The sequence below is a fragment of the Streptomyces sp. NPDC030838 genome, assembly GCF_055572035.1.
Genome location: NZ_JBVIED010000006.1, coordinates 347,914 through 371,432 on the forward strand (window position 1 = coordinate 347,914; position 23,519 = coordinate 371,432).

Genomic DNA, 23,519 nt, shown 5'->3' on the forward strand with positions numbered 1-23,519 from the left:
CGGACGCCGCTCACGCGCTCCCCGTCTCCAGCAGCGCCATCAGTGCCCGGGCGGCCGGACTGGTGGCCTCCGGGGGCGGCAGCAGGGCCACCGTCTCGTACGCGGCCTCGCCGGTGCCCTTGAGCGGCAGCGCGGTGAGCGACGGCCGCTTGTGCCGGAAGTGGTGCGGCACGACGGCGATGCCCAGATTCTCGTCCAGCAGGTCGAGCAGGCTGTGCACGTCGTTCACCTCCAGCGCCACCGTCCGCCGTACGCCCGCGGCGGCGAACGCCGCGTCGGTGGTGCGGCGCGGCCCCCAGTCGGGGTGGAAGTCGACGAACACCTCGCCGCCGATGTCCTGCGGGGTGACGGCCGCCCCGGCCGCCGCCAGCGGATGGCCCGCATGGCACAGCACGGTCATCGGCTCGCTGGTCAGCGCCACGGCCCGGAGCTGTTCGGTGTCCGTGTCGGTGCGCACCGCGAACGCCAGGTCCAGCCGCCCGGCGGCCACCTCCTCGCCCAGCGCCCCCGAGCCCGCCTGCCGCAGCCGGATCTCCACGTCCGGGTGGCGCCGCCGGAACGCGGCGAGCAGTCCGGCCACCGGCACCCCGGCGATGCACTGCTCGGTGCCCAGCGCCAGCGTGCCGCGCAGCACGCCCTGCACGGCGGCCACCGCCTCGTGCGCCGCCCGCACCCGGTCGAGCACCCGCTCCGCCTCGACCAGCAGCGCCCGCCCCGCCTCGGTGAGCGTCACCCGGCGGGTGGTCCGCACGAACAGCGGGGTCTGCAACTCCCGCTCCAGCGCCCGGATCGACGCCGACAGGCCCGACTGCGAGACCATCAGCCGTTCGGCCGCGCGGGTGAAATGCTGGTCCTCGGCGACCGCGAGGAAGTGCCTGAGCTGGCGCAGTTCCATGACTGAGAAGCGTAGCCGCTGAATTCCATCGGATTCTTCTGTTGGACCACTGGCCGCAGGTCAGACAGAGTAGGGGGCGGCTTCGGCCCCGGAGCCACACCCTGTGTGCCAACCCCTCAGGAGTCGCGTTGTACACCGCACACCCCGACCGCTACGCCGAGATGCCCTACCGGCGCACCGGACGCAGCGGCCTCAAGCTCCCCGCGCTGTCGCTCGGCCTGTGGCACAACTTCGGCCCCGACCGGCCGGTCGAGACCCAGCGCGCCATCCTGCGCCGCGCCTTCGACCTCGGCGTCACCCACTTCGACCTGGCCAACAACTACGGCCCGCCGCCCGGCGCCGCCGAGTCCGCGCTCGGCGAGGCGCTCAAGGCGGACTTCGCGCCGTACCGCGACGAGCTGGTCATCTCCACCAAGGCCGGCTATCTGATGTGGCCGGGACCGTACGGCGAGTGGGGCTCCCGCAAGTACCTGCTGTCGTCGCTCGACCAGAGCCTGAAGCGGATGGGCCTGGACTACGTCGACATCTTCTACTCGCACCGCCCCGACCCGGAGACTCCGCTGGAGGAGACGATGGGCGCCCTGCACTCCGCCGTGCAGCAGGGCAAGGCGCTGTACGTCGGCGTCTCCAACTACTCCCCGGAGCAGACCCGGGAGGCCGCCCGCATCCTCGGCGAGCTGGGCACCCCGCTGCTCATCCACCAGCCGCGCTACTCGATGCTCGACCGGCGCCCCGAGGAGGGCCTGCTGGACGCGCTGGACGAGCTGGGGGTCGGCTCCATCGCGTACTCCCCGCTGGAGCAGGGCCTGCTCACCGCCCGCTACCTCGACGGGATCCCGGAGGACTCACGGGCCGCGAGCGACAGCCCGTTCCTGAACTCCGACGCGCTGACCGAGGAGCTGGTCGGCAAGCTGCGCGCCCTGGACGAGATCGCCAAGTCGCGCGGCCAGTCCCTCGCCCAGATGGCGCTCGCCTGGGTGCTGCGCGGCGGCCGGGTGACCTCCGCCCTGGTCGGCGCGAGCAGCCCGCAGCAGCTGGAGGACAGCGTCGCGGCGACGGACAACCTGGACTTCGACGCGGACGAGCTGGCCCGTATCGACGCGGTCGTCACCGCGTAGGAGATCTTTTTCGGAGATCTTTTCGGATGCCCGGAGACGGTGGCCGTCTCCGGGCATCCGGCATTTCGATCAGCTCGTCTCGAGCAATTCGCGGGTGCTGAAATTCCCGGCCTGGTTTCGGCCAGCCGAGAGAGGGGTCGGCTGCCTGGTCCGGGCCTGGGCCCGGGCTCGCGGGCAATTCCACGTTCGCTTTTCCGCCGCGAAACTCGGCACGCCCGTCGCATTCCGGCCAATCACCGCGCGGGAATATGCCAGGAGACTGGCCGGAAAGGCATGGTGACAGTGGTTCAAGAGTGAAGATACTCGACGTCAGGGGCAGTTCACCGCACAGGAGCCGCACGGAAAGCGAGGCACCACCGGCCGGCGAGCGACGCGACGGGGGAGGAGAACGTGCACGACGAATTCCTGTGCCATGTCACCGCGTACGGCACCTGCGGCGGGCGGCGTATCGGAGTGCCGCTGGGCACCTACCGGGCGCCCACCCTGGCCCTCGCCCTGTGGTGGCTGCGGGACCGCGCCACCTGGATCGCCGAGCGGCTCGACCCCCAGCCCGGAGACGCGCCCTATCCGCCTAACGCGCTCGTCCCGGTCGGGCACGAGGTGGCCGACGTACCCGCCGTGCTGCGCTCCTGGTGCGCGGACGCGGACCGGCAGGAGCTGGTCGCCGACGAGCTGGCGGCCGGGCGGCTGGTGCGGATCGCCGTCAGCGACGACACCACCGAGTACGAGCTGCTGGCCGAGTCCGTCGACGCCCTGCGGATGCAGCGGACCATCCCGGCGCTGGTCGTGCCGGTCGCCTGAGGGAGAGGCCGGGCCTCGAACAGGCAGGCGTATATGTGGGCCAATCGGTAGAATTCTGGCATGGCGGAGCGGCCGTCCGCGTCCACGGCACCCGAACTCGTCCTGGAGACCGAGACGGGCGTCACCGTGATGACCCCGGCCCGCGACTACCACGTCGGCCGCGACCCCCTCAGCGACATCGTCCTCGACGACGACCGGGTCTCCTGGCACCACGCGGTGCTGCACCCGGAGGCCGACCACTGGACGCTCCAGGACGAGCACAGCACCAACGGCACCTTCGCCAACGGTCGCCGCATCCACGAGTGGGGCGTCGGCCCCGGCACGGTCATCCGCTTCGGCAGCCCCACCGACGGCCCTCGCGCCGTGCTCACCGGCCTCGCCGCGCCCACCCCGGGGCGTCCCTCGGGGGTCTCCCGGCCGGCCCTCACCGGCACCTTCCGCGCGCCGACCGCCGTACGGCCACTGCCCCGCCGTACCGTCCGCATCGGCCGCGCCACCGACAACGACCTGGTCATCGACGACCTGATCGTCTCCCGGCACCACGCCGAACTGCGCATCCACGCCGACGGCACGTATGAGATCGCCGACCTCGGCAGCCACAACGGCACCTACCTCAACGGCGAGCCGGTCGACCGGGCCGACATCGGGCCCGGCGACATCGTGGGCATCGGCCACTCCGACTTCTGCCTGGTCGGCGACGAACTCCAGCAGTACGTCGACACCGGCGAGATCTCCCTCGATGTCCAGGACCTCACCGTCACCGTGGACCGCGGCCGCACCCGCCTGCTCGACCAGGTCTCGTTCCCGGTGGGGGAGAAGACCCTGCTCGCCGTCGTCGGCCCGAGCGGCTCCGGCAAGTCCACGCTGATGAACGCCCTCACCGGCCTGCGCCCCGCCGACCGCGGCACCGTCCTCTACGACGGCCGCGACCTCTACCACGACTACGCCGAGCTGCGCCAGCGCATCGGCCTCGTCCCGCAGGACGACATCCTGCACACCCAGCTCACCGTCCACGCCGCTCTGTCCTACGCCGCCGAACTGCGCTTCCCGCAGGACACCGGCAAGGCCGAACGCCGGGCCCGGGTCGACGAGGTGATCCGCGAACTCGGCCTCCAGGAGCGCTCCCGGCAGCCCGTGCACACCCTCTCCGGCGGCCAGCGCAAACGGGTCAGCGTGGCGCTGGAGCTGCTGACCAAGCCCTCGCTGCTCTTCCTCGACGAACCGACCTCCGGCCTCGATCCCGGCATGGACCGCTCGGTGATGACCATGCTGCGTGGACTCGCCGACGACGGCCACACCGTCATCGTCGTCACCCACAGCGTGCTCAACCTGGACGTCTGCGACCGCCTCCTGGTCCTCGCCCCCGGCGGCAGGGTCGCCTACTACGGCCCGCCCGGCGACGCCCTCCCCTTCTTCGGCTTCGCCCACTGGCCCGAGGCCTTCGACGCGTTCGAACACGACCAGGACCGGGACTGGGCGGGGGACTACCGCGACTCGCCCTTCCACCAGAGCTACGTCGCCGAGGCCGGCGGGCAGCCCCGGCGGCCCCGCAAGGGCCCGGTGATCATGGGACCGCCGCCGCGGCCCCGCACCTGGGGTGCCCAGCTGCGCACGCTGGTCCGCCGCTACACCGCCGCACTCGCCGCCGACCGCACCTTCCTCGCCATCATGATCGCGCTGCCGTTCGTGATGGGCGCCCTGGCCCGGGCCCTGGCGGGCGACGAGCTGACCCGCAAGAACGCGATGAACACGCTGCTCATCCTGTGCGTCGGCGGCCTCCTCACCGGTGCCGCCAACGCGGTGCGCGAACTGGTCAAGGAGCGCGTGATCTACCAGCGGGAGCGGGCGGTGGGCCTGTCCAGATCGGCGTACCTGATGTCCAAGGTGGTGGTGCTCGGCACCATCACCGTCCTCCAAGCCGTGGTGCTGACCCTGGTCGCGCTGTACGGCGTGGACCTCAAGGCGCCCGGCGGTCAAGGGGTGCTGATGCCGCCCCTGGCCGAGATCACCCTCGCCGTCGCGCTGCTCGCCTTCACCGCCATGATGCTCGGCCTGCTGGTCTCCGCCTTCGTCCCCAGGGAGGAGGTGACGATGCCGCTGCTGGTGCTGCTCACCATCGTCCAGGTCGTCTTCTGCGGCGCCCTGCTGCGCCTCGACGGCGTGCTCGTCATGGAACAGGTGGCCTGGCTGGTGCCCGCCCGCTGGGCGTTCGGCGCGATGGCCGGCAGCATCGACCTCGCCGGCCTCTCGCCCGGCGAACTGAGCCGCGATCCGCTCCTCGCGCACGAGCTGGACGTGTGGCTGCTCGACATCGGCATCCTCGTCGCCCTCTCCCTGGTGTTCGGCCGCCTGGTGGCCGTCCTGCTGCGCCGCCGGGAACCCGTCGTGATGCGGAAGTCGTGATGCGGAAGTCGTGACGCGGAAACGGGGCGACGGCGTCAGGGCCGGCCGGAGGGCTCGCCGGGGCGGCGCAGCACCCGGGCGAGGAGAGCGCCGAGGAAACCGGTCACCAGTCCCCACAGCAGGGCGAGGCCCAGCGCCCCCCAGAGGCGCGGTCGCAGGAACAGCTCCTGGGACAGCTCGCCGCCCTGGTCGCCGATGCCCAGCACGGACAGGCCGAAGGCGGTGGAGATCCGTCCGACCAGGCAGATCATGAGGACCGTGAGGGTGAGCGCGACCGCCATGCGGACGGCATGCAGCCACAGCGGCACCCGGGCCGGCGAGCGGACCGCCATGAGGTACGCGGCCGCGAGCAGCAGGACCGCGTCGACGACCACCAGCCACCACACCCGGCCGTCGTACTCGGCGAGCGTGCCCAGGTTGAGCGCGCCCGCCTCCCCGGACCGCATCACCTGGTCCAGCACGTGCGGCATCGGCAGCCCGAACGGCCCCTCCACATGCCCGTCCCAGGTGGCGCCGAGCCCGATGGTGAGGACGAGCCAGACCAGGTTCGGCATGCCGAGCAGGATCACCGCCAGGGTCTCGGCGGCGTGCCCGCGGGTCACCGCGACCACCAGGCCGGCGACGACGCCCAGCACGACGTAGGCCAGCAGCAGGAGGACCATCGCGGACGCCGCCGGGCGTGCCGACTCCCGCAGCCGCGGCAAGCGCCCCGGCAGCGGCGCCTCGCGCGAGACCAGCAGCGCAAGCACCAGCACCCCGGCCAGCCACAGCAACCCGAAGAACAGGGTCGACGGCACATCGGTGGTGAAGCCCAGCTCCGGGTCGATACCGAACAGGTCGGCGATATCGCTGATCGCGCCGTCCCCGAGGGAGAAGCTGAAGGTGTGCCGGGCGGTGAGGGCCAGCGCGATCAGCGCGAGCAGCCACAGCACGGCGATCCGCGCGGCCCAGCCTGCCAGTTCACCGGCCCCGGCCACCGCCCGGTGCCGTACCGGCCGCAGGAAACCGGCGGCGAACACCAGCGCGCCGACGAGTGTCACCGACAGCGGGATCACCGTCAGACCGCCCTCCACACCGGCCAGCTCCCCGGCATCGCCGGACAGCTCGACGCTGCCGCCGACGGCGGTGACGACCGTCGCCACGACCACCTTCGGATAGGCGCCGTCGGGGAGGTCCGTCGCGCCGGCCGCCCACAGTCCCAGCGCGGCGACGACGCCCATGGCGAGCACCGCGGCCAGCGTCACGGCCAGGGCCGCCACCCACCCGTGGCGGGCGCCGGCCCGGTCGGCGGGGATGCGCGGCCTCACACGCCCACGCTAACCAGCGCCCGGTGGCCGCGCCCGCCGGGTGAGCCGTCCGCGTCGGCCACGGACCGTGACGGAACGGAGCGCGCCCCGGGGCCTCCCGGTCCCTGGGTGTGACGACCGCTGCACCATGGACTGCTCGGCCGGGCTCGGGGTACGAGGACTGGTGCAGCAGTATCCGGCCAAGCCGGCGTGGGAGAGAGAAACGCATGATCGAGCACCGGGACGGCACGGTCGCACCCACCGGTTTCGACGTGCCCGTGGAACCGCTGCGGCGGGCGGCGCACTACACCGGCGAACCCGGGTGCATAGCGGAGGCGCGCGCGTTCGCCGCACAGTTCCTGAACCAGCTCAGGACCGAGTGGTGCGCCGAGATCACCGAGCGCGCCGAGGAGGCCCTGCTCCTGGTGGTCAGCGAGCTGGTCACCAACGCGGACCGGCACAGCGACGGGCCGTACATCCTGGACCTGGAGGGCACGGACAGCACGGTCACGGTATCCGTCTACGACAGCAGCGACGCCCTGCCCCGGCGCTACCCCCGCGACCCCGAACGCATCGGCAGGCACGGCCTGGAGATCGTGCACGCGCTCGCGTCCCGCGTCGCGGTCGAGCGGGTGCCGGTCGGCAAGCGCGTGTGGGCCCTGGTGGACCTGGGCGGCGGGTGAACCCGCCCGGGCGGCGTGTGCGCGGCCGACTGTCAGGCGCGGCCGCGCATCCCCGGGCCGCCCGGACGGCACGAGCCCGGCGTGTTCCCCGGACCGGTCCTCAGACGCGGTCCAGGTCGCCGAGCATGCCCTCGCGGAGCCGTACGATGATCCGCTTCAGCAGCCGGGACACATGCATCTGCGAGCAGCCGAGCCGTTCCCCGATCTCCGCCTGGGTGGCCTCCTCCACGAACCGCAGATGCAGGATCCGCCGGTCCCGCTCGTCCAGCTCGGCCATCAGCGGGGCCAGCGACTGGAAGTCCTCGACCAGCCGCAGCCCCCGCTCCTCGACGCCGATGAAGTCGGCCAGCACCGCCTCGCCGTCCTCGGGCCCGTCGCCGGTCAGGGCGGCGTCCAGCGAGGCCGAGGTGTAGCCGTTGGCCGCGATCTGGCCCTCGACCACCTCGTCCTCGGAGAGGTTCATCAGCGTGGCCAGCTCCGCCACCGTCGGCTCGCGGTCCAGCCGGCTGGACAGCTCCTCGCGGGCCTTGGCCAGCTCCACCCGCAGCTCCTGGAGTCGGCGCGGCACGTGCACCGCCCAGGTGGTGTCCCGGAAGAACCGCTTGATCTCACCGACGATGTACGGCAGCGCGAACGAGGTGAACTCGACCTCCCGCGCCGGGTCGAACCGGTCGATGGCCTTGATCAGACCGATCATCCCGGTCTGGACGACGTCCTCCATGTCGTCCCCGCGGCCCCGGAACCGGCCGGCCGCGAACCGCACCAGCGACATGTTCATCTCGATGAGCGTGTTGCGCGCGTACTGATACGCGTGCGTGCCCTCCTCCAGCTCCTCCAGCCGGCGGAAGAACTGGCGGGACAGCTCCCGTGCGTCGCGAGGGGCCACGGTCCGCGGGTCCACGACTGCCGGCTCCGGCCCCGCCTCCGTCCCGGCTCGCGCGCTCTCCTCGGCGAGCGGAGCCTGAGACCCGGTCACGGCGGTGGCGGTGGCGGTGTCCATTGCCTCTCCCACGAAAGTCATGGTGCGACGTATGCCTCTTTCGGATGGTGCTGTCCTTGGGTGTCCTCGCGTCCCGGTGACGCATCGGGTCGGGTACCCGGGGCGTGGCCGGCCATGCACTCTTGGTGCCGGACCGGCGTGAAACCGCCGCCGCGCACGCCCTCCCAGGCGCTCGCGCCGGGCGCTACATTCACGGCACTCGGACGGGGGAGCGGTGCATGCGGGAACGCCCGGGAGCGGTGGCGAAATGGCTGGTCGCGGCCCTGTTGGCGGTGCTGTGCGGGCTGGCGGTGCACGCCGCCGCCGGACGCTTCGGGCACCCCGAGCGGGCTCCGGACGGACGGGCGAGCGCCCCCGACCTGAACTGGGAGCGTGCGGCGCATCGCGCGCACCCGCCGCGCGCCCTCACCACCCGCGTGGAGTTCACCGCGCGAGCCGGTTCCTGGACGGCCCGCGTCGAGCACCGCCTGACGCTGCACCGTGACGACCCGCTGCTCGCGTCGATACGGCGCGGCGAGACGACGGACACCGCCGAGTACCTCGACGACCGGCTGGCCGGAGACGTGCGCTACGCGGACGGCACCATGTCCCGGGCCGGCGGCGGCCTGGCCCGACGGCTGGCCGCTCCGTCCCTGAGGCAGGACGGCCCGCGCGGGACGGCCGTCGTCGCCTGGACGCTGGAGGAGACCTGCCGGGCCCCGTGCGCCTGGGACGGCGTCTTCCGCTTCACCTTCCGCCCGGCCGCCGACCCCGCGCCGCGGACCACCACCTGGCACGTGGACCTCCGGGTCCACGGCACCGGCCTCGACCTCACCGGCGTGCGGGGGGCGGCGCCGGTGCGGCAGACCGAGGACTCCGCGCTGTTACGGCCGCTCACCGCAGCCCGCGGCGGGACCACCACCGTGACCCTCACCGCCGTGGACGCCGCGGCCCTGGGCTTCCCGCGGCAGCCCTCCGCCGAGACCGGGCCCCGTTTCCTGCCTGCCTTCGACGAGCCCCTGCCGGTGGCCCTCGGCATCGTGCTCGGCTTCGTGCTCATCGGCTGGAGCGCCGTGTACGGGATGCGCAGCCTGGAGACCATAGACCCACGCCCCTCGTCGCATCTGCGCGTCCTGCTGTGGACCTTCACCGCGGGCAGCATCCTGCTGGCGCTGGCCGCGTGGGAGTCACCGCGGCTGCCGGACGGCATGGCCCGCTCCCTGCTCGCCACGGTGCTGATCACCTGGTGGGGCGTCGTCGTCCCCGTCGGACTGCTCTTCCTGCTGCCCGCCCTGCACAACGTCCTCAACACCCGCCGGAGCGGCCTCCAGCGGCTTCAGCTGCACGAGGTGGAGCAGGAGAGCACGGCCTTCGGCTTCGTCGCGGTCACCGGCTGCGGCCTCGCCGTCGAGGCCCTGCTGGTGGCGTCCGCGTCCGGCGGGACACCGCTGCGGGAACCCCTCGTGGGCCTCTGCGCCGCAGCGGTGGCCGCCGCCCTGATCCCCGTCGTCCTGCCGGTGGACCTCCGCTGGCCCGCCGGACCGCGCCGCGCGTGGTGGAGCGCGATCGCCGCCGTCATGGCCGTGGCCGCCAGTGTGCTGGCCTCCTGGGGGCGGCTGGCGCCGTCGGAGCGGATCGACACCCATCTGTCCGAGGGACTGCTGCTGGTCGGGCTCGGTCTGCTGTGGGTGCCGACCCTCGTCCGCGCGGCGCAGCTCGCGGGCCGGGCCGGCCGCTGGTGGACGGGATCCGCCCTGGTCGCGGGCCTCTTCTTCTATCTGCCACCCGACGTCGGCCGCGCCTTCGAACCGCCCCGGACGCTGCTCGCCGAGACCACCCGGCCCCGCCTGTTCGAGGCCGCCCTGGCGGACATCGCCTTCCACACGGTCGGCGGTCTCATCGTCGTGGCCATCCCCGTCATGGTGTGCCGGCGCTGGCACACCGCCGGCGAGTCACGGGTCCGCCACGCCCGGACGATGCGGAAGAAGCGGGCGGCGGCCCTCGGCGTCGCGTTCGTCGCGCTGACCGTGAACCCCGTCGTCTCCGCCGACCGCAGCAATGTCGTCGACGTGCTGCCCGTCGCCGCCGCCCTGGGCGGCTTCTCCCTGCTGCTGTACGGCGGTCACGGCGGACACCGCCGTGACCGCGGCGCGCGGCTGGCCGAGTACGACCGGCGCCTGCACGCCGCCCAGGTCCGTGGGTACGCGCGCTGGACGCTGCTGCAGTCCGCGCAAGCCCCGTTGGTCCAGCAGGCCCGGGACGGGCTCGCCGACGGCAGCCTCACCCCGCAGGCCGTTCAAGCCCGCTGGCGTTCCCTGGGCCTGGACATCCGGCCGCCGGCCCTCGTCACCGGCGGCGGGCGGACCCCGTGGCAGAACGGTGTGCACGCCGCCGCGGTCGCCTCGCTGCTCGCCCTGCCCGTGATGGGCATCGAGCTCTACTCGGTGCGCAAGCTGCTGCCCGAACTGACCCTCGGGCAGCTCCTCGTGCTGGTCGAGCACACGCTGCGCTGGACGGCGTACGGCGCCTTCTTCGGCTACTTCTGCACCCGGCTGCCCGGCCGGACGCCGGTGATGAAGAGTCAGTTCCTGCTGGGCGCGCTGCTCGTGCCCGAACTGCTGCTGCTCTTCTACCCCTACTCCCGCCAGGTGACGAACCTCGGTCTGGCCAGCGGGCTGCGCATCGGCTGGCTGATCGTGTTCTGTCTGGTGCTCGGCATGTACTGGGAGTGGCATCTGGTGCGGCTCGCCGGGCTCCAGTGGCGGCTCGTCCGCTCCTTCCGCACCCTGGCCACGCTGACCGCGCCGGTGACGGCCGTCGTGGTGGCCGCCGTGACCGCCGTGGCGACCGGCCTCGCCGGAGCGGCGTCCGTCGCCATCACCCAGCAGCCGACGAACGGCACGCTCCAGGTGGAGACGACATACAGCGTCTCCAACCGCTGACCCACTCCGCCCGAAGTGCCCCATTCCACCGAGGGCGGAACGCCGGACCCTTCCCGTCCGGCCTCGCGCTCCTAGGCTGAAGTGGTGACGAACCAAGCGCCGAACGAAGCCCGTGTCATCCCCCTGCGCCCCCGCGGCCCCGAACCGGCCCAGCGCGGCCCCGCCCCGCGGCAGGCACCCAAGGAACCCCTGTGGCGCGACCTCGTCGGTGACGTCCTGCGGCGCGAACGCCTCGCGCAGGAGCGGACGTTGAAGGACGTCGCCGACGCGGCCCGCATCTCCATGCCGTACCTGTCGGAGGTGGAGCGGGGCCGCAAGGAGGCCTCCTCGGAGGTGCTGGCGGCCGCCGCCCAGGCGCTGGGCCTCGGCCTCGGCGACCTGCTGGCGCTGGCCCAGCGGGAGCTGGTCCGGGTCACCTCCCGGCACCCGAACGCCCGCCGCGGCGGCACGAGTTCGTCGTACGACGGGCTCTGCCTGGCCGCCTGAGACCGGTGCCCGGCCGGCGTCTCAGACCGTCATGAGGCGCCGGCTCAGCACCTCGTCGGCCAGCCCGTACGCCACCGCCTCCTGGGCGGTGAACACCTTGTCCCGGTCCATGTCGGCCCGCAGCGTGGGAATGTCGTGGCCGGTGTGCCGGGACAGCACCTCCTCCACCTGGGAGCGGATCCGCACCATCTCCTTGGCCTGGAGCGACAGATCGGCGGCCGTGCCCTGCCGGCCGCCGGAGGCCGGTTGCCCGAGCAGCACGCGCGCGTGCTCCAGCACGAACCGCCGCCCCGGATCCCCGCCGGCCAGCAGCACGGCCGCCGTGGAGGCCGCCTGGCCGACGCAGAACGTGGAGATCGGCGCCTTCACGAACGTCATCGTGTCGTAGATCGCCATCAGCGAGGTGTACGCGCCGCCGGGCGAGTTGATGTAGACCGAGATCTCGTTCTCCGGCGCCGCCGACTCCAGATGGAGGAGTTGCGCGATGACGACGTTGGCCACGCCGTCGTCGATCTCGGTGCCGAGAAAGATGATCCGCTCCGACAGCAGCCGGCTGAACACGTCGTACGACCGCTCGCCCTGCGGGGTGCGCTCGACCACGTGCGGAATCGGGTAACTCCCCATGACTACAGCCCCGTCCGTCGTCGCGTGGCGGCCGGCAGGACCTCCGTGAAGGAGTCCACGATCCGGTCCACCATCCCGTACTCCCTGGCCTCCTCGGCCGTGAACCAGCGGTCGCGGTCCCCGTCCCGGGAGATGGTCTCCGGGCTCTGCCCGGTGTGCTCGGCGGTGATCCGCTCGATGGTGCGCTTGGTGAACTCCAGGTTCTCCGCCTGGATCTCGATGTCAGCGGTGGTCCCGCCGATGCCCCCTGACGGCTGGTGCATCATGATCCGCGCGTTCGGCAGGGCGTACCGCTTGCCGGGCGCGCCGACGCTGAGCAGGAACTGCCCCATGCTGGCCGCGAATCCCATCGCGAGGGTGGAGACGTCGTTGGGGATCAGCCGCATCGTGTCGTAGATGGCGAGGCCCGCGTGCACCGAGCCGCCGGGGCTGTGGACGAACAGGCTGATGTCGGTCCGCGGGTCCTCGGCGGACAGGATCAGCAGCTGGCTGCAGACCCGGTTCGCGGAGACCTCGTCGACCTGGGTGCCCAGCAGCACGATCCGCTGCCCGAGCAGCTGCGCGGCGAGGTGGTCGTCGAACCGGGTCGGCGGCGTGTCGCCCTCCTGTGAGCGCGGGGCGAGCAGGCTGAGGGGAGTCATCGGTCCTCCTTGTCGTGGCGGATGCCGTCGACTCCACTCTTGACCGCGGACCGTGCCCGTCGGTCATTTCTCTGCCCGCCGCAGATTCGCCGAGGGCAGAGCGGTCAGCGGGCGTCTTTCTCGGCGACTGGTCCGGGGCCAGGGCCACGGGGCCGTACGGATGAAGCCCCGGCGCGACCGATGAGTTTCCCGGCGTGTGCCGGTCGACACTGATGACCGCGTTCCACGCCCAGGAGGTATCCATGACCACCGACGGATTCACCACGTGCCTCTGGTTCGACACCGAGGCCGAGGAAGCCGCCCACTACTACGTCTCGGTCTTCAAGAACTCCAGCATCGGCAAGGTCGCCCGCTACCCCGAGGAAGCCCCCCGCCCGGCCGGCACCGTGATGACGGTCGAGTTCACCGCCAACGGCCAGAGGTTCCTCGCGCTGAACGGCGGCCCGGAGTTCAAGTTCAACGAGGCGGTCTCCTTCATCGTCTACTGCGAGAGCCAGGAGGAGATCGACTACTACTGGACCAAGCTCACCGAGAACGGCGGCGAGCCCGGTCCCTGCGGCTGGCTCAAGGACAGGTACGGCGTGTCCTGGCAGGTCACCCCGGACCGGCTCGACGACATGGTCAGCGACCCGGACCCGGCGAAGGCACAGCGCGCGATGACGGCGATGCTGTCGATGGGCAAGCTCGACATCGCCGCCCTGGAGAAGGCGTACGCGGGCGAGTGACGGCTCAGCCGCCGCCCCGGGCCTGCGCGCCGACCACGCGGGTGATCTCCCGGGCGATGCGCAGGATGCCCGGGGAGGGGACCGGGCACGGCTTCGGGGTGGACGTCGTCGGGGCGAGACAGAAGTGCAGGTAGTCGTCGTCCCGGTGCAGGGCGGTGCGGCCGCTGCCCGGCTCGGTGCAGTAGTCCGGGTGCGCCCGCTCCCAGGCGGTGCACGGCAGGAACCGGGTCCAGGTGTAGCGGCCGGAGTCGGGGCTGACCGCCCGGCCCGCGTCGGCCACGACGTCGCCCGAGGCGGCGGCCCGCTCCTCATAGACGGCGTTCACCTTCCGCACCCGGTCGGGGGTGATCGGATCCGGTCCCTGGAGGACCCACACGATCCTCGGCGGCGCCTGGCCCCCGGCCGCCGCGATCTGCCCGGCCAGCCGGCCGGCGTCGGCGGCGTACCGCTTCAGATAGCGGTCCGGTGCAGCGTCGTACGTGATCCCGTCCATGCACGGGGTGTAGCCCCAGGCATTCCCCCAGAACTGGAGCACCACGACGTCCGGCCGCACCGAGCGCACCAGCACCGCCGCCTTGTCCGCGTCCGGCACGAGAGACCGCTCGCCGGTGCCCTCCAGGTAGTCGCACAGGGTGGTGCCCGAGTACGGGGCGCTGGTGTAGTCGGCCTTGAGCTCCCGGCGTAACTCCTGGCCGAGGACCCGCTGGTTCTCCATCGCCAGCGAGTCGCCGAGATAGAGCACCACCGGGGGCCGCGCGGGCGAGGCGGGCGCCCGTTGGTGCGTGGTGGCCGACGCCTTCGGCGAGGACGGGACGGCCGGTGGCTCGGCGGACCCGGACGCCGGATCCCCGCACCCGCCCAGCAGCAGGGCACCGGCCAGTGTCCACCCCGCCACCCACCGTCCGCGCATGCCGTCACTCCCGCCCCGCCACCGACAGGGCTCACCAGGCAAGCACAGCCCGGCGGCGGGGGGAAGACGCGCGTCAGACGCGGTCGGCCGCGATCAGCAGATACTGGAAGCTGCCGTTGCGGTAGGCGGTCAGAAAGGTGTCCTCGATCCCGGTGACCAGATGGTCGGCCCGCCTGCGCAGCTCCCAGTAGGGGATCGTGGCCTCGGTGAGGTCCTGGACGTGCACGGGGACGAGCCGGTTGCGGGCCAGGGCGCGGAAGTACGCCGAGCGGGGATGGATGTCGCAGATGTAGTGGGCGTTGATCAGCGACACCTCGCGCGAGGCCTGCCCGTAGGTGTCGTTGTAGCAGCCGGTGATCACCACATAGCGCCCGCCGCGGCGCAGCAGCCGGGCGTGCTCGGCGAACAGCAGGTCCAGCTCCACGTACATCGTCGACTCGTTGTTCCACGACGCCGCGTACGCGCCCGACGGGAAGCCGGTGTCGAGCATGTTGCGGTGGTGGTAGCGCACCTTGTCGTCGATGCCCCGCTTGCGGGCCTGCGCGTTGGCGAAGTCCGCCTGCTTGGCGGAGATGGTGACCCCGTCGGCGTGGCAGCCGTAGCGCAGATGCGCGACCACACTGCCGCCGCCGCGCCCGCAGCCGGCGTCGAAGACCCGGTCGTCGGGGGTGAGCGGGCCGAGATGGGAGGCGAGGAGTTCGGCCTGGGCGTGCTCCAGCCGGTGCAGTTCGGCCGTGACCCGTTCGCGGCGCAGGTCCGGGTCGGGCTCGTCGAGCACCGAGAAGTCCGCGTCGCCGATGCCGTAGTGGTGGTGGTAGAGGTCGTCGATCTTGCCGAGTTCGAGGTTGACCGGGTTCTCCTCGGCGTTCCAGTAGTCCGCGACGCGGGTCTGGTACGTGGACTGGGTGGGCACCGCCGTCGTGGTGCCGGCGTCGGGCGCGGTGGTCAACGGTGACTCCTCGAGGCGCGGTTGTGCAGGTGTTACCAGTAGTCGGGCAGGTGGTAGCGGTGGGTGTTGGTGGCGTGCCACTCGTGATTGCCGGACACCCAGGCCGCGAGTCCCGTGAGATAGCGGGCCACCAGCGGCGAGCCGGCGGACAGCGCCGCGGACTCCTCCTCGAAGGCGTCCATGATCCGGTTGTGGATCTCGACCGCCTGCAGATAGGCGGCCTTCAGTCCGCACCGCTCGTTGCGGGCGATGACCTGCGGCAGATTCAGATGGTCCGGGTCGTTCGCCAGCTCCTTGGTGAAGGAGTACAGGTCGTTGACGATGGTGGTGGCGTTGCAGGCGAGCGCGGTGACCCGCTGGATCTCCGGGCGGGCGTAGACCGGCTCGGGCAGTTCGTAGCCGTCCACGGCGTCCACGATCGACAGACACGGACGGAAGTTGTTGAACTGCCGCATCACCAGGTACTCCCAGACCCGGGGCACATAGCGGATCTGCGCCCAGCCGGCCTCGCCGAGATAGCCCAGGTGGAGCCGGGCCATGTCGTGTACGAACCGGGTCACCTGGCTGGGCGTGGCGAAGGCCGCGTAGTCCTTCAGCGCCCAGTGGTACGAGCGGAGCGGACCGTCGGCCTGCATCCCGCGCTCCCACTCCGCTTCCAGCTCGGGCGTGCCGTGGTACGGGTCGAGCGCCGACTGGGCCAGCACCAGCCGCCCCCCGAGGCCGCGCGGCGAACCGCCCCGGTCCTCGCAGTAGCAGTCGTCCACGATGTTCTCGGCGAGCAGCAGCTTCCCGGCCACGGTCAGGCGGTCCAGGTCGAGCGCCCCGGGATGCTGGAGCACCACCGCCCGCCCGAACTGGAACCCGGCGAAGTCCCCCGTCCACTCCTTCGGGAACAGCTCCAGCTCCCGGGCCCAGGCCTCCACCCTGCGGTCGACCTCCGCCACCTTGGCGGGGTCGGCGGGGACGGCCGGCCGGTACCGCAGCCCGGGGACCGCGCCGGTCCGCCGGGCGCGCGCGGTGCGCACCAGGCTGGGCGGGCCCGGCGGACGGAACGGCGATGGACCGGTCGCGGGCGGTGCGGCGCTCATTCCGGCATCCGCCCGATCTGCACGTTCTCCAGGATGCCCGCGGCGTCGGGCACCAGGATGGCGAGCGAGTAGTAGGCGGTCACCAGGTAGCTCATGATCGCGGTGGTGTCGATGCCCATGAACCGCACGTTGAGACCGGGCTGGTATTCCTCCGGGATCCCCGTCTGGAACAGCCCGATCACGCCCTGGTCGGCCTCGCCGGTGCGCAGCGCGATGATGCTGCTGGTGTGCTGCTCGCTGATCGGGATCTTGCCGCACGGGAAGATCGGCACGCCCCGCCAGGCCGGGACCTCATGCCCGTCGACGTTCACGGTGCCCGGCACCAGACCGCGCCGGTTGCACTGCCGGAAGAACGCCGCGATCGCCTTCGGGTGGGCGAGGAACAGCCGGGTCTTGCGGCGCATCGACAGCAGCTCGTCGAGGTCGTCCGGGGTCGGCGGGCCGGTGAAGGTGCTGATCCGCTGCCCGTAGTCGGTGGCGTGCAGCAGCCCGAACTCCCGGTTGTTGACCAGCTCCCACTCCTGGCGCTCGCGGATCTCCTCGATGGTGAGCCGCAGTTGCTGCTCGGTCTGGTTCATCGGGTCGTTGTAGAGGTCGGCGACCCGGGTGTGCACCCGCAGCACGGTCTGGGTGAGCGACAACTCGTACTCGCGCGGGGCGAGTTCGTAGTCCACGAAGCCACCCGGCAACACCGGCTCGCCGACATGGCCGGCCTGCACCGGGACATCGGCCTCGCCCTTGCGGTTCATCGGCTTGCGCTGCCGCTCGGCGTACGCCGACAGATGCGCCGCGAGGGAGGGGGCGCGGTCGGTGAACTCCTGCAGAGTGTCCCAGGGCAGCGCCAGCACGATGCCCGCGGTGTCGGCGCGCACCGAGCTGAGCCAGAGCGGGTCGTCGCGGCCGACGTTCTCGTCGCCCAGCCCCTCGCCGTCGGTGACGACGTCGATGACCTCCTCACCGCCGTACTTGCCGGTGGTGTAGCGGGTGAACCGGCCGTGTGCCACGAGATAGGCCTCGGTGACCGGCTGCCCGGCCTCGAACAGGACCTCGCCCGCCCGGACCTCGCGCACCTGGAAGCGGGTGGAGATCTCCTTCAGGACGTCGATGTCGGAGTAGCCGCGCAGGACCGGCAGTTCGGTCAGCGTCTCGGGGATGACCCTGACGTCGTCGGCGCCGTTCTGCTCGAACTGCACCCGCCCCCGGCCGATGCGCAGTTGCAGACGCCGGTTGACCCGGTAGGCGCCGCCCTTGACGTCCACCCACGGCAGCGTCTTCAGCAGCCACCGTGAGGTGATGGCCTGCATCTGCGGTTCGGACTTGGTGGTCGTGGTCAGCTGGCGGGCGGCCTGGGTGCTGAGGCTGGTGGGCTGGGGGACGGGTTCCTCGGTGGCGGGACCGGTGGCGCTGTCGGGGGTGGACACATTCCCTCCTGGGATGCGCAGGGGTGAGCGGAACGGTCGGAGAACGGGCGTTTGGTCATGCGCCCGGACGAGTGGTCATGCGCGTGAACAAGCCAAACAGCGGTTGACGCCGGTCGGGTACGGCGTGAAGGGGTCGGTTTGCGCGCCTTGAGGTGCAAACCTTCCGGTTGGGGCGGCCCGCTTCTCGGGAGTCGTTCCGTGAGACGTCCGTAGGGCTCGTGCCCTGGGCGCACAAGGCGCACGGCCGCCCCGGGACACCCAAAGGTGTGTTCGGCGCGCGGCGCGACCCCCGCATGGCTAGCGTGAGGAACCGGACCATACCCCGAACCGGAAGAGGGCCGCGATCATGGCCGTGAAACCTGAGGGCCACCCCTGCTGGGCCGACGCGATGTTCACCGACCTGGAGGGAGCCAAGAGCTTCTACGGCGACGTCCTCGGCTGGACCTTCGGCGAGTCGGCGTCGGAGTTCGGCAACTACACGGAGGCCTACCGCGACGGCAAGGCGGTCGCCGCGATCGTCCCGCCGATGCCCGAGCAGGAGGGCCAGTCCCAGTGGTGTCTGTACTTGGCCTCCCCGGACGCCTCCGCCACCGCCGCCAAGATCCGTGAGAACGGCGGCGAGCTGGTCATGGAGCCGATGACGGTCGGCGACTTCGGCACCATGTGCCTGGCCCGCGACCCGGGCGGCGTCGTCTTCGGCGTCTGGCAGGCCGGCCGCCACGAGGGCTTCGAGGCGGAGATGGGCACGCCGGGCGCCTTCTGCTGGGCGGAGGTCTTCACCCGCGAGCCCGAGAAGTCCGACGCCTTCTTCCCGGCGGTCTTCCCGTATCAGGCGCAGCAGATGGAGGACGACGAGATCGACTTCCGGGTGTTCAACGCCGGGGGCGCCCCCGTGCTGGGCCGGATGAAGATGACCGACGACTTCCCGCCCGACGTGCCGCCGTACATCAACGTCTACTTCGCCGTCGCCAACTGCGACGACGCCGTCGCCAAGGCCACCAAGCTCGGTGCCGTCCTCCGGTTCGGGCCGATGAACAGCCCCTTCGGGCGGTTCGCCGCGCTCACCGACCCGCAGGGCGCGAACTTCTCGGTGATCGACACCCAGACCACCGAGGGTGACATGCCGCAGCTCACCGACGTGTCCTGAGCGACGCCCGCGAACCGGCGCCCGGCCCGTCCATGGCATGATCGGGGCCATGCGTGAACGAGTGGTGGCCGCGTGCGACGGGGCATCGAAGGGAAACCCCGGACCGGCGGGCTGGGCGTGGGTCGTCGCCGACCAGACGGAGACACCCGCCCGGTGGGAGGCGGGCCCGCTCGGCCGGGCCACCAACAACGTCGCGGAGCTGACCGCGCTGGAGCGGCTGCTGGCGGCGACGGACCCGGCCGTGCCGCTGGAGATCCGGATGGACTCCCAGTACGCGATGAAGGCCGTGACCACCTGGCTGCCGGGCTGGAAGCGCAACGGCTGGAAGACCTCCGCCGGCAAGCCGGTCGCCAACCAGGACCTGGTCGTCCGGATCGACGAACTGCTCGACGGCCGCACCGTCGAGTTCCGCTACGTCCCCGCCCACCAGGTGGACGGCGACCGGCTCAACGACTTCGCCGACCGCGCCGCCAGCCAGGCGGCCTCCGTCCAGCAGCCGGCGGGCAGCGCCCTCGGCTCCCCGGAGCCGCCGCCCGCTCCGGACGCCCCGGTCAAGGCCCCGCGCAGCCGCCGCTCCCCGGCGGCGGCCCGGAAGAACGGCAGCGGCGGCTCGCGCACCCTCAAGGCCAAGTTCCCCGGCCGCTGTCTGTGCGGCCGCTCCTACGCCGCGGGTGAGCCGATCGCCAAGAACGACCGGGGCTGGGGCCACCCGGAGTGCCGCACCGCCGACTCCGCGTGACCGGAGCGGGAGCCGGAACCGGAGCCCGAACCTGAGCCGCACGGTCGCGCTGGGCCCGGAACGCCACGATGCGCGGCTCCCGGACGGGAGTCGCGCATCGCCTGGAGAGAGCGACGACGCTCAGTCGTGGCCGTTGCCGCCCCGACCGTTGTGGCCGTTGTCGCCGTTGCCACCGCGACCGTTGTCGTGGCCGTTGCCGTGGCCGTTGTCACCGCGACCGTTGTCGTGGCCGTTGTCGTGGCCGTTGTCACCGCGACCGTTGTCGTGGTCGTCGTCGTGGCCGTTGTCACCGCGACCGTTGTCGTGGTCGTCGTCATCGTCGTGATCGTGATGGTGGTGTCCGCGGAAGTCGCCGCGGTCATCGTCATCATCGTCGCAGTCGTCCCACCAGCGGTGGTCGTCGTCGCAGTACCAGCTGTACTTGTGGTCGTCACCGTTGCGGTCGTTGGCCGAAGCCGTGCCCGCTGTGCCGACTGCCGCGCCGCCGGCCATCAGTACGGTGGTGGCAGACGCCGCGATGAGACGCCTGGCGCGAAGTGATCGCATGGCCATACCTTTCCTTCCATCGTCTCGCGCACTCCCACGCACGAGATGGATGGCCGCGGCCGCAGCTGACGAAGCGTGCGGCGCGGTCATGGGCGTCGCCGCAAAATGTGTGAAGCACCCCCTCGGCCGCCGCGCCTCGTCAACCGCGCTGTGTCGCGCGGCCGGCGCCACGGTCGTGGTCCTCGCTGTGCAGGAACGGTGCCGGCCGGGTGTACCCGACTTGCGGCTTACATCACTAGACGTTAGTCGCGTGATGGTGACGCGGCATCTTGAAATGGCCGGATTTCCAAAACTGGTTGAATCCGTCTGTATAGCCATGAAAGGGCATGTATTGGACTGCATATTGCCCTCCGACGCACCCGCCGCTGCGGCGGACGGTGGTTCAGCGGGCGATGGTTCAGCGGGCGGTGCCGAAGTCCTGCGTCCAGTAGTTGCCGGGCTGCGCGAGGCCGACGCCTATCTCCTTGAACGCGCAGTTCAGGATGTTGCGCTTGTGGCCGGGGCTGGACATCCAGCCCGCCATGACCTTCTCGGGCGTGCTGTATCCGTATGCGACGTTCTCGCCGTACGTCCGCCAGTCGTAGCCGGCCTTGGTGATCCGGTCGCCCGGGTCCGAGCCGTCGGAACCCGTGTGCGACATGTTCCGGTGGCTCGCCATGTCGGCGCTGTGGGCCTGGGCGGCCGCCGTGAGCTTGGCGTTCAGCTTCACGGGGGAGCAACCGGCCTTGGCGCGCTCACTGTTCACCAGGGCGACGACGCGCGTAGCGGCGCTGGAGGCCGAGGCCGGCGCGGTGGAGGTGCTCGGCGCGGGGGTGGCGGGCGTGCTCGCCTCCGGGGCGGCCGTCGATTCCGGGCTTGCCGTCGATTCCGGGGCTGCCGTCGATTCGGGGGCACCGCTGCCCGGCGCGTCGGACGCGTCCGACCACGTGTCGGCGCCGTTCGTCCACTTGTCGGAGGTGTTCGCCCACTTCTGCCACTGGCTGTAGCGATCGGTGGCCTCCGCGGCATCGGCGCGGTCGTCGTCCAGACAGGCCATGGCGGCGGACGGTACTGCCAGCGCGGTGAGGGCGATGGCGGCGACGGCCAGGTGCCGGTGGCGTGTCGTCCTGCGGTGCTTCCTCATGGGACCTCGCTCGGTCGTGGGGGGTCACTGGGGTCGTCATTGTCAGAACGGGGGTGAGCAGGGGGCAACAAGCGGCACTACTACCCGGCGTCGTAGTCTCCGAAGGCCCTTGAAGAGGGCGCGCGGGTGTGCACACCCGGCTCACCGGAACCAGTGCAACGCCTGACGCTCCGTCAACCGTTGGCGTGCACCGGAACGGTGGCATGCCGGAAACAGGGCGCATCCATGACGTCGCACCGGGTGTTCCGTTTGTCTGGTTCCGGGTGGCGAGTCCGGCTATATCGCCCGAGGGCGATGTACTACCGGGCCACGTGGACGCCTGGCTGTCGCGTGATGGATGTCACTGTGAGGCGCTGCAACCTTTTGCAGGAGGTGTAGTCCACATGGAGGCAAGAGGTGCGCATATAAGCCGATTTAAGGAGAACTTGCTGGCATAGTGCGCCCATGAAGCGCCCCCGCCGCAGAGCCCTGGCCCTCGCTCTCACCGCCGCCGGTGTCGCCGGCGCCGCCGTCGTCACCGGCACGCTGCCCCTCGGGGACCAGCGGCCCACCGCACACCCCGGCGCCCCCGGCCCGTCCCGCACCGCGTCCGGACCGCCCCCGTCCCCCGGCGCACCGGGCATCGGCGACCCGCTTCTGCCGCTCGACGGCAACGGCGGCTACACCGTCCGCCGTTACACCCTCGACTTCGACTGGCGCGCCCCCCGCACGCCCTTCGCCGCCCGCGCCTCCATCAGCGCCACCGCCACGCAGGCGCTGTCCCGCTTCAACCTCGACTTCGCGGGCAACACGCTCCACGAGGTCACCGTCGACGGCGCACCGGCGACCGCCGAACGTGACGGCGAGGAACTCGTCGTCACGCCCCCGCAGGCGATCCGCGAGGGCGCCGCCTTCACCGTGGAGGTCGCCTACACCGCCGATCCCACCCAGCGAGGGGAGCGGAGCGACGCGATCCGGGCGTACGGCTGGGTGCCCACACCCGACGGCACGGTGGTCTACGCACAGCCCAACGGCGCCAAGATGATCTTCCCGGTGAACGATCACCCCAGCCTGCGAGCGCCGGTCACCTTCCGCATCACCACCCCGCCGGGCCTCAGCGCGGTGGCCAACGGCCAGCTCGTCGAGCGCGTCCGGCGACCCGACGGACGGGTCCGGTGGACCTACGACTCCGAGCATCCGGTCGCCGCCCAGCTGATCCAGCTGGCCATCGGGAGGTTTACGTTCGTCGACCGCACCGGCCCGCGCGGGCTGCCCGTCCGCGACGTGGTCCCGGACGGCCTGGTCACCGACACCGAGGACGTCCGCTCGCTGACCTCCGAGCACCTGACCTGGCTGGAGCGGCGGCTCGGCCCGTACCCGTTCCGCCGCTACGGGGTCCTGGTCGGCGACACCGACCTGCCGGTGGCGCTGGAGACGCAGTCGCTGTCCGTGCTGCCGAAGGCCACTCTGCTGGGTGACCGGGTCTACGCCGAGCGCGACCTCGTGCACGAGCTGACGCACCAGTGGGTGGGCAACAGCGTCGCCCTGCGGCGGTGGTCCGACCTCTGGCTGAGCGAGGGGCACGCCCGCTTCTACGAACGCCTCTACTCCGACGCGCACGGCGGCGTCGACCTCGAGGACGCGATGCGGGCGGCGTACGAGCAGCACGACCAGTGGCGGCACGACGACGGGGCGCCCGCCGAACCCACCGAGCCCACCCTCTTCAAGCGGATGCGGTACGACGGCTCGGCACTGGTGCTCTACGCCCTTCGGGAGAAGGTCGGCGAGGAGACGTTCGACAGGATCGAGCGGTCCTGGGTGACGAAGTACCGGGGGCGGGTGGCCGGCACCCGGGACTTCGTCGCGCTCGCGTCCGAGGTGGCCGGGGAGGATCTGACGCCGTTCCTCACACCGTGGCTCTACGGGGACCGGACCCCGCCCATGCCGGGGCATCCCGACTGGCAGGTGGACCCGGTCGAGGACTGAGCCCCGGCGGCCGGTACCGCCCGGTGCGGGGCCCGGAGGGCGGCTCGC

General features: G+C 71.8%; 21 protein-coding genes. 10 read left to right on the plus strand and 11 right to left on the minus strand.

Features of this window, described 5'->3' with window-relative positions; translation table 11 throughout:
* Positions 1-10: 10 nt before the first annotated feature.
* Entirely contained in the window at positions 11-895 is an 885-nt protein-coding gene (locus ACZ42A_RS19170; RefSeq protein ID WP_468528384.1) for a LysR family transcriptional regulator, read from the minus strand.
* A 128-nt stretch (positions 896-1,023) separates the two neighbouring features.
* Here ACZ42A_RS19170 and mgrA point away from each other — a divergent pair, with 128 nt between their 5' ends.
* The 3 genes from mgrA to ACZ42A_RS19185 all read left to right on the plus strand — a co-directional run bounded on the left by mgrA (position 1,024) and on the right by ACZ42A_RS19185 (position 5,217).
* Positions 1,024-2,013 carry an L-glyceraldehyde 3-phosphate reductase gene (mgrA, locus tag ACZ42A_RS19175; protein WP_468528385.1) on the plus strand — a complete coding sequence of 330 codons (990 nt, stop codon included), beginning with the start codon at positions 1,024-1,026 and terminating at the stop codon, positions 2,011-2,013.
* A 390-nt stretch (positions 2,014-2,403) separates the two neighbouring features.
* A complete protein-coding gene (locus ACZ42A_RS19180) occupies positions 2,404-2,814 on the plus strand; it encodes a hypothetical protein (protein ID WP_468528386.1) in 411 nt (136 codons plus the stop codon).
* A 60-nt stretch (positions 2,815-2,874) separates the two neighbouring features.
* Complete coding sequence (locus ACZ42A_RS19185) at positions 2,875-5,217, plus strand: FHA domain-containing protein (RefSeq protein WP_468528387.1); 2,343 nt, start codon at positions 2,875-2,877, stop codon at positions 5,215-5,217.
* 35 nt (positions 5,218-5,252) lie between these two features.
* On the opposite strand, the gene ACZ42A_RS19190 is transcribed toward ACZ42A_RS19185, so the two are convergent.
* Complete coding sequence (locus ACZ42A_RS19190) at positions 5,253-6,437, minus strand: streptophobe family protein (RefSeq protein ID WP_468528461.1); 1,185 nt, start codon at positions 6,435-6,437, stop codon at positions 5,253-5,255.
* Between the two features lie 293 nt (positions 6,438-6,730).
* On the opposite strand from ACZ42A_RS19190, the gene ACZ42A_RS19195 reads away from it, so the two are divergent.
* On the plus strand, positions 6,731-7,186 hold the full coding sequence (locus tag ACZ42A_RS19195; protein WP_468528388.1) for an ATP-binding protein: 456 nt from the start codon (positions 6,731-6,733) through the stop codon (positions 7,184-7,186).
* Between the two features lie 100 nt (positions 7,187-7,286).
* Here ACZ42A_RS19195 and ACZ42A_RS19200 read toward each other — a convergent pair whose 3' ends face one another.
* Positions 7,287-8,207, minus strand: coding sequence for an RNA polymerase sigma factor SigF (locus ACZ42A_RS19200; protein WP_468528389.1), 921 nt, complete (start codon positions 8,205-8,207; stop codon positions 7,287-7,289).
* A gap of 197 nt (positions 8,208-8,404) precedes the next feature.
* Here ACZ42A_RS19200 and ACZ42A_RS19205 point away from each other — a divergent pair, with 197 nt between their 5' ends.
* On the plus strand, positions 8,405-11,107 hold the full coding sequence (locus tag ACZ42A_RS19205; protein WP_468528390.1) for a hypothetical protein: 2,703 nt from the start codon (positions 8,405-8,407) through the stop codon (positions 11,105-11,107).
* Positions 11,108-11,191: 84 nt separating this feature from the next.
* A complete protein-coding gene (locus ACZ42A_RS19210) occupies positions 11,192-11,593 on the plus strand; it encodes a helix-turn-helix domain-containing protein (RefSeq protein WP_468528391.1) in 402 nt (133 codons plus the stop codon).
* A gap of 21 nt (positions 11,594-11,614) precedes the next feature.
* Here ACZ42A_RS19210 and ACZ42A_RS19215 read toward each other — a convergent pair whose 3' ends face one another.
* Positions 11,615-12,217, minus strand: coding sequence for a ClpP family protease (locus ACZ42A_RS19215; RefSeq protein WP_468528392.1), 603 nt, complete (start codon positions 12,215-12,217; stop codon positions 11,615-11,617).
* Positions 12,218-12,219: 2 nt separating this feature from the next.
* The gene (locus ACZ42A_RS19220) at positions 12,220-12,858 is read right to left on the minus strand and encodes an ATP-dependent Clp protease proteolytic subunit (protein WP_468528393.1); all 639 of its coding nucleotides are present in this window, start codon (positions 12,856-12,858) and stop codon (positions 12,220-12,222) included.
* Positions 12,859-13,100: 242 nt separating this feature from the next.
* On the opposite strand from ACZ42A_RS19220, the gene ACZ42A_RS19225 reads away from it, so the two are divergent.
* Positions 13,101-13,583, plus strand: a complete 483-nt coding sequence (locus tag ACZ42A_RS19225) for a VOC family protein (RefSeq protein ID WP_468528394.1) — start codon at positions 13,101-13,103, stop codon at positions 13,581-13,583.
* A gap of 4 nt (positions 13,584-13,587) precedes the next feature.
* On the opposite strand, the gene ACZ42A_RS19230 is transcribed toward ACZ42A_RS19225, so the two are convergent.
* From ACZ42A_RS19230 to ACZ42A_RS19245, 4 genes are all read right to left on the minus strand, one after another.
* A complete protein-coding gene (locus ACZ42A_RS19230; RefSeq protein ID WP_468528395.1) occupies positions 13,588-14,493 on the minus strand; it encodes an SGNH/GDSL hydrolase family protein in 906 nt (301 codons plus the stop codon).
* A gap of 73 nt (positions 14,494-14,566) precedes the next feature.
* Positions 14,567-15,442 (minus strand): geranyl diphosphate 2-C-methyltransferase, encoded by an 876-nt coding sequence (locus ACZ42A_RS19235; protein WP_468528396.1) that lies wholly within the window; start codon positions 15,440-15,442, stop codon positions 14,567-14,569.
* Between the two features lie 32 nt (positions 15,443-15,474).
* Entirely contained in the window at positions 15,475-16,530 is a 1,056-nt protein-coding gene (locus tag ACZ42A_RS19240; RefSeq protein WP_468528397.1) for a family 2 encapsulin nanocompartment cargo protein terpene cyclase, read from the minus strand.
* Positions 16,527-17,951 carry a family 2B encapsulin nanocompartment shell protein gene (locus ACZ42A_RS19245; protein WP_468528398.1) on the minus strand — a complete coding sequence of 475 codons (1,425 nt, stop codon included), beginning with the start codon at positions 17,949-17,951 and terminating at the stop codon, positions 16,527-16,529. Before ACZ42A_RS19245 ends, ACZ42A_RS19240 begins: the two co-directional genes overlap by 4 nt.
* 346 nt (positions 17,952-18,297) lie before the next feature.
* Between ACZ42A_RS19245 and ACZ42A_RS19250 the strand changes: the two genes are divergently transcribed.
* Positions 18,298-19,098 carry a VOC family protein gene (locus ACZ42A_RS19250; RefSeq protein ID WP_468528399.1) on the plus strand — a complete coding sequence of 267 codons (801 nt, stop codon included), beginning with the start codon at positions 18,298-18,300 and terminating at the stop codon, positions 19,096-19,098.
* 37 nt (positions 19,099-19,135) lie between these two features.
* Positions 19,136-19,837 carry a ribonuclease H family protein gene (locus tag ACZ42A_RS19255; RefSeq protein WP_468528400.1) on the plus strand — a complete coding sequence of 234 codons (702 nt, stop codon included), beginning with the start codon at positions 19,136-19,138 and terminating at the stop codon, positions 19,835-19,837.
* Between the two features lie 120 nt (positions 19,838-19,957).
* On the opposite strand, the gene ACZ42A_RS19260 is transcribed toward ACZ42A_RS19255, so the two are convergent.
* Together ACZ42A_RS19260 and ACZ42A_RS19265 are read right to left on the minus strand one after the other, a co-directional pair.
* On the minus strand, positions 19,958-20,329 hold the full coding sequence (locus tag ACZ42A_RS19260) for a hypothetical protein (protein ID WP_468528401.1): 372 nt from the start codon (positions 20,327-20,329) through the stop codon (positions 19,958-19,960).
* Between the two features lie 451 nt (positions 20,330-20,780).
* Positions 20,781-21,506, minus strand: coding sequence for a CAP domain-containing protein (locus tag ACZ42A_RS19265; protein WP_468528402.1), 726 nt, complete (start codon positions 21,504-21,506; stop codon positions 20,781-20,783).
* Positions 21,507-21,950: 444 nt separating this feature from the next.
* Here ACZ42A_RS19265 and ACZ42A_RS19270 point away from each other — a divergent pair, with 444 nt between their 5' ends.
* Complete coding sequence (locus ACZ42A_RS19270) at positions 21,951-23,471, plus strand: M1 family metallopeptidase (protein ID WP_468528403.1); 1,521 nt, start codon at positions 21,951-21,953, stop codon at positions 23,469-23,471.
* The last annotated feature ends 48 nt before the right edge of the window (positions 23,472-23,519 follow it).

Excerpts from the sequence above, each read along its gene's own strand:
- ACZ42A_RS19170 (WP_468528384.1), bottom strand. The coding sequence starts at position 895 with ATGGAACTGCGCCAGCTCAGGCACTTCCTCGCGGTCGCCGAGGACCAG.
- ACZ42A_RS19185 (WP_468528387.1), top strand. The coding sequence starts at position 2,875 with ATGGCGGAGCGGCCGTCCGCGTCCACGGCACCCGAACTCGTCCTGGAG.
- ACZ42A_RS19190 (WP_468528461.1), bottom strand. The coding sequence starts at position 6,437 with ATGGGCGTCGTCGCCGCGCTGGGACTGTGGGCGGCCGGCGCGACGGAC.
- ACZ42A_RS19195 (WP_468528388.1), top strand. The coding sequence starts at position 6,731 with ATGATCGAGCACCGGGACGGCACGGTCGCACCCACCGGTTTCGACGTG.
- ACZ42A_RS19200 (WP_468528389.1), bottom strand. The coding sequence starts at position 8,207 with ATGACTTTCGTGGGAGAGGCAATGGACACCGCCACCGCCACCGCCGTG.
- ACZ42A_RS19205 (WP_468528390.1), top strand. The coding sequence starts at position 8,405 with ATGCGGGAACGCCCGGGAGCGGTGGCGAAATGGCTGGTCGCGGCCCTG.
- ACZ42A_RS19215 (WP_468528392.1), bottom strand. The coding sequence starts at position 12,217 with ATGGGGAGTTACCCGATTCCGCACGTGGTCGAGCGCACCCCGCAGGGC.
- ACZ42A_RS19220 (WP_468528393.1), bottom strand. The coding sequence starts at position 12,858 with ATGACTCCCCTCAGCCTGCTCGCCCCGCGCTCACAGGAGGGCGACACG.
- ACZ42A_RS19225 (WP_468528394.1), top strand. The coding sequence starts at position 13,101 with ATGACCACCGACGGATTCACCACGTGCCTCTGGTTCGACACCGAGGCC.
- ACZ42A_RS19230 (WP_468528395.1), bottom strand. The coding sequence starts at position 14,493 with ATGCGCGGACGGTGGGTGGCGGGGTGGACACTGGCCGGTGCCCTGCTG.
- ACZ42A_RS19240 (WP_468528397.1), bottom strand. The coding sequence starts at position 16,530 with ATGAGCGCCGCACCGCCCGCGACCGGTCCATCGCCGTTCCGTCCGCCG.
- ACZ42A_RS19250 (WP_468528399.1), top strand. The coding sequence starts at position 18,298 with ATGGCCGTGAAACCTGAGGGCCACCCCTGCTGGGCCGACGCGATGTTC.
- ACZ42A_RS19255 (WP_468528400.1), top strand. The coding sequence starts at position 19,136 with ATGATCGGGGCCATGCGTGAACGAGTGGTGGCCGCGTGCGACGGGGCA.
- ACZ42A_RS19260 (WP_468528401.1), bottom strand. The coding sequence starts at position 20,329 with ATGGCCGGCGGCGCGGCAGTCGGCACAGCGGGCACGGCTTCGGCCAAC.
- ACZ42A_RS19265 (WP_468528402.1), bottom strand. The coding sequence starts at position 21,506 with ATGAGGAAGCACCGCAGGACGACACGCCACCGGCACCTGGCCGTCGCC.
- ACZ42A_RS19270 (WP_468528403.1), top strand. The coding sequence starts at position 21,951 with ATGAAGCGCCCCCGCCGCAGAGCCCTGGCCCTCGCTCTCACCGCCGCC.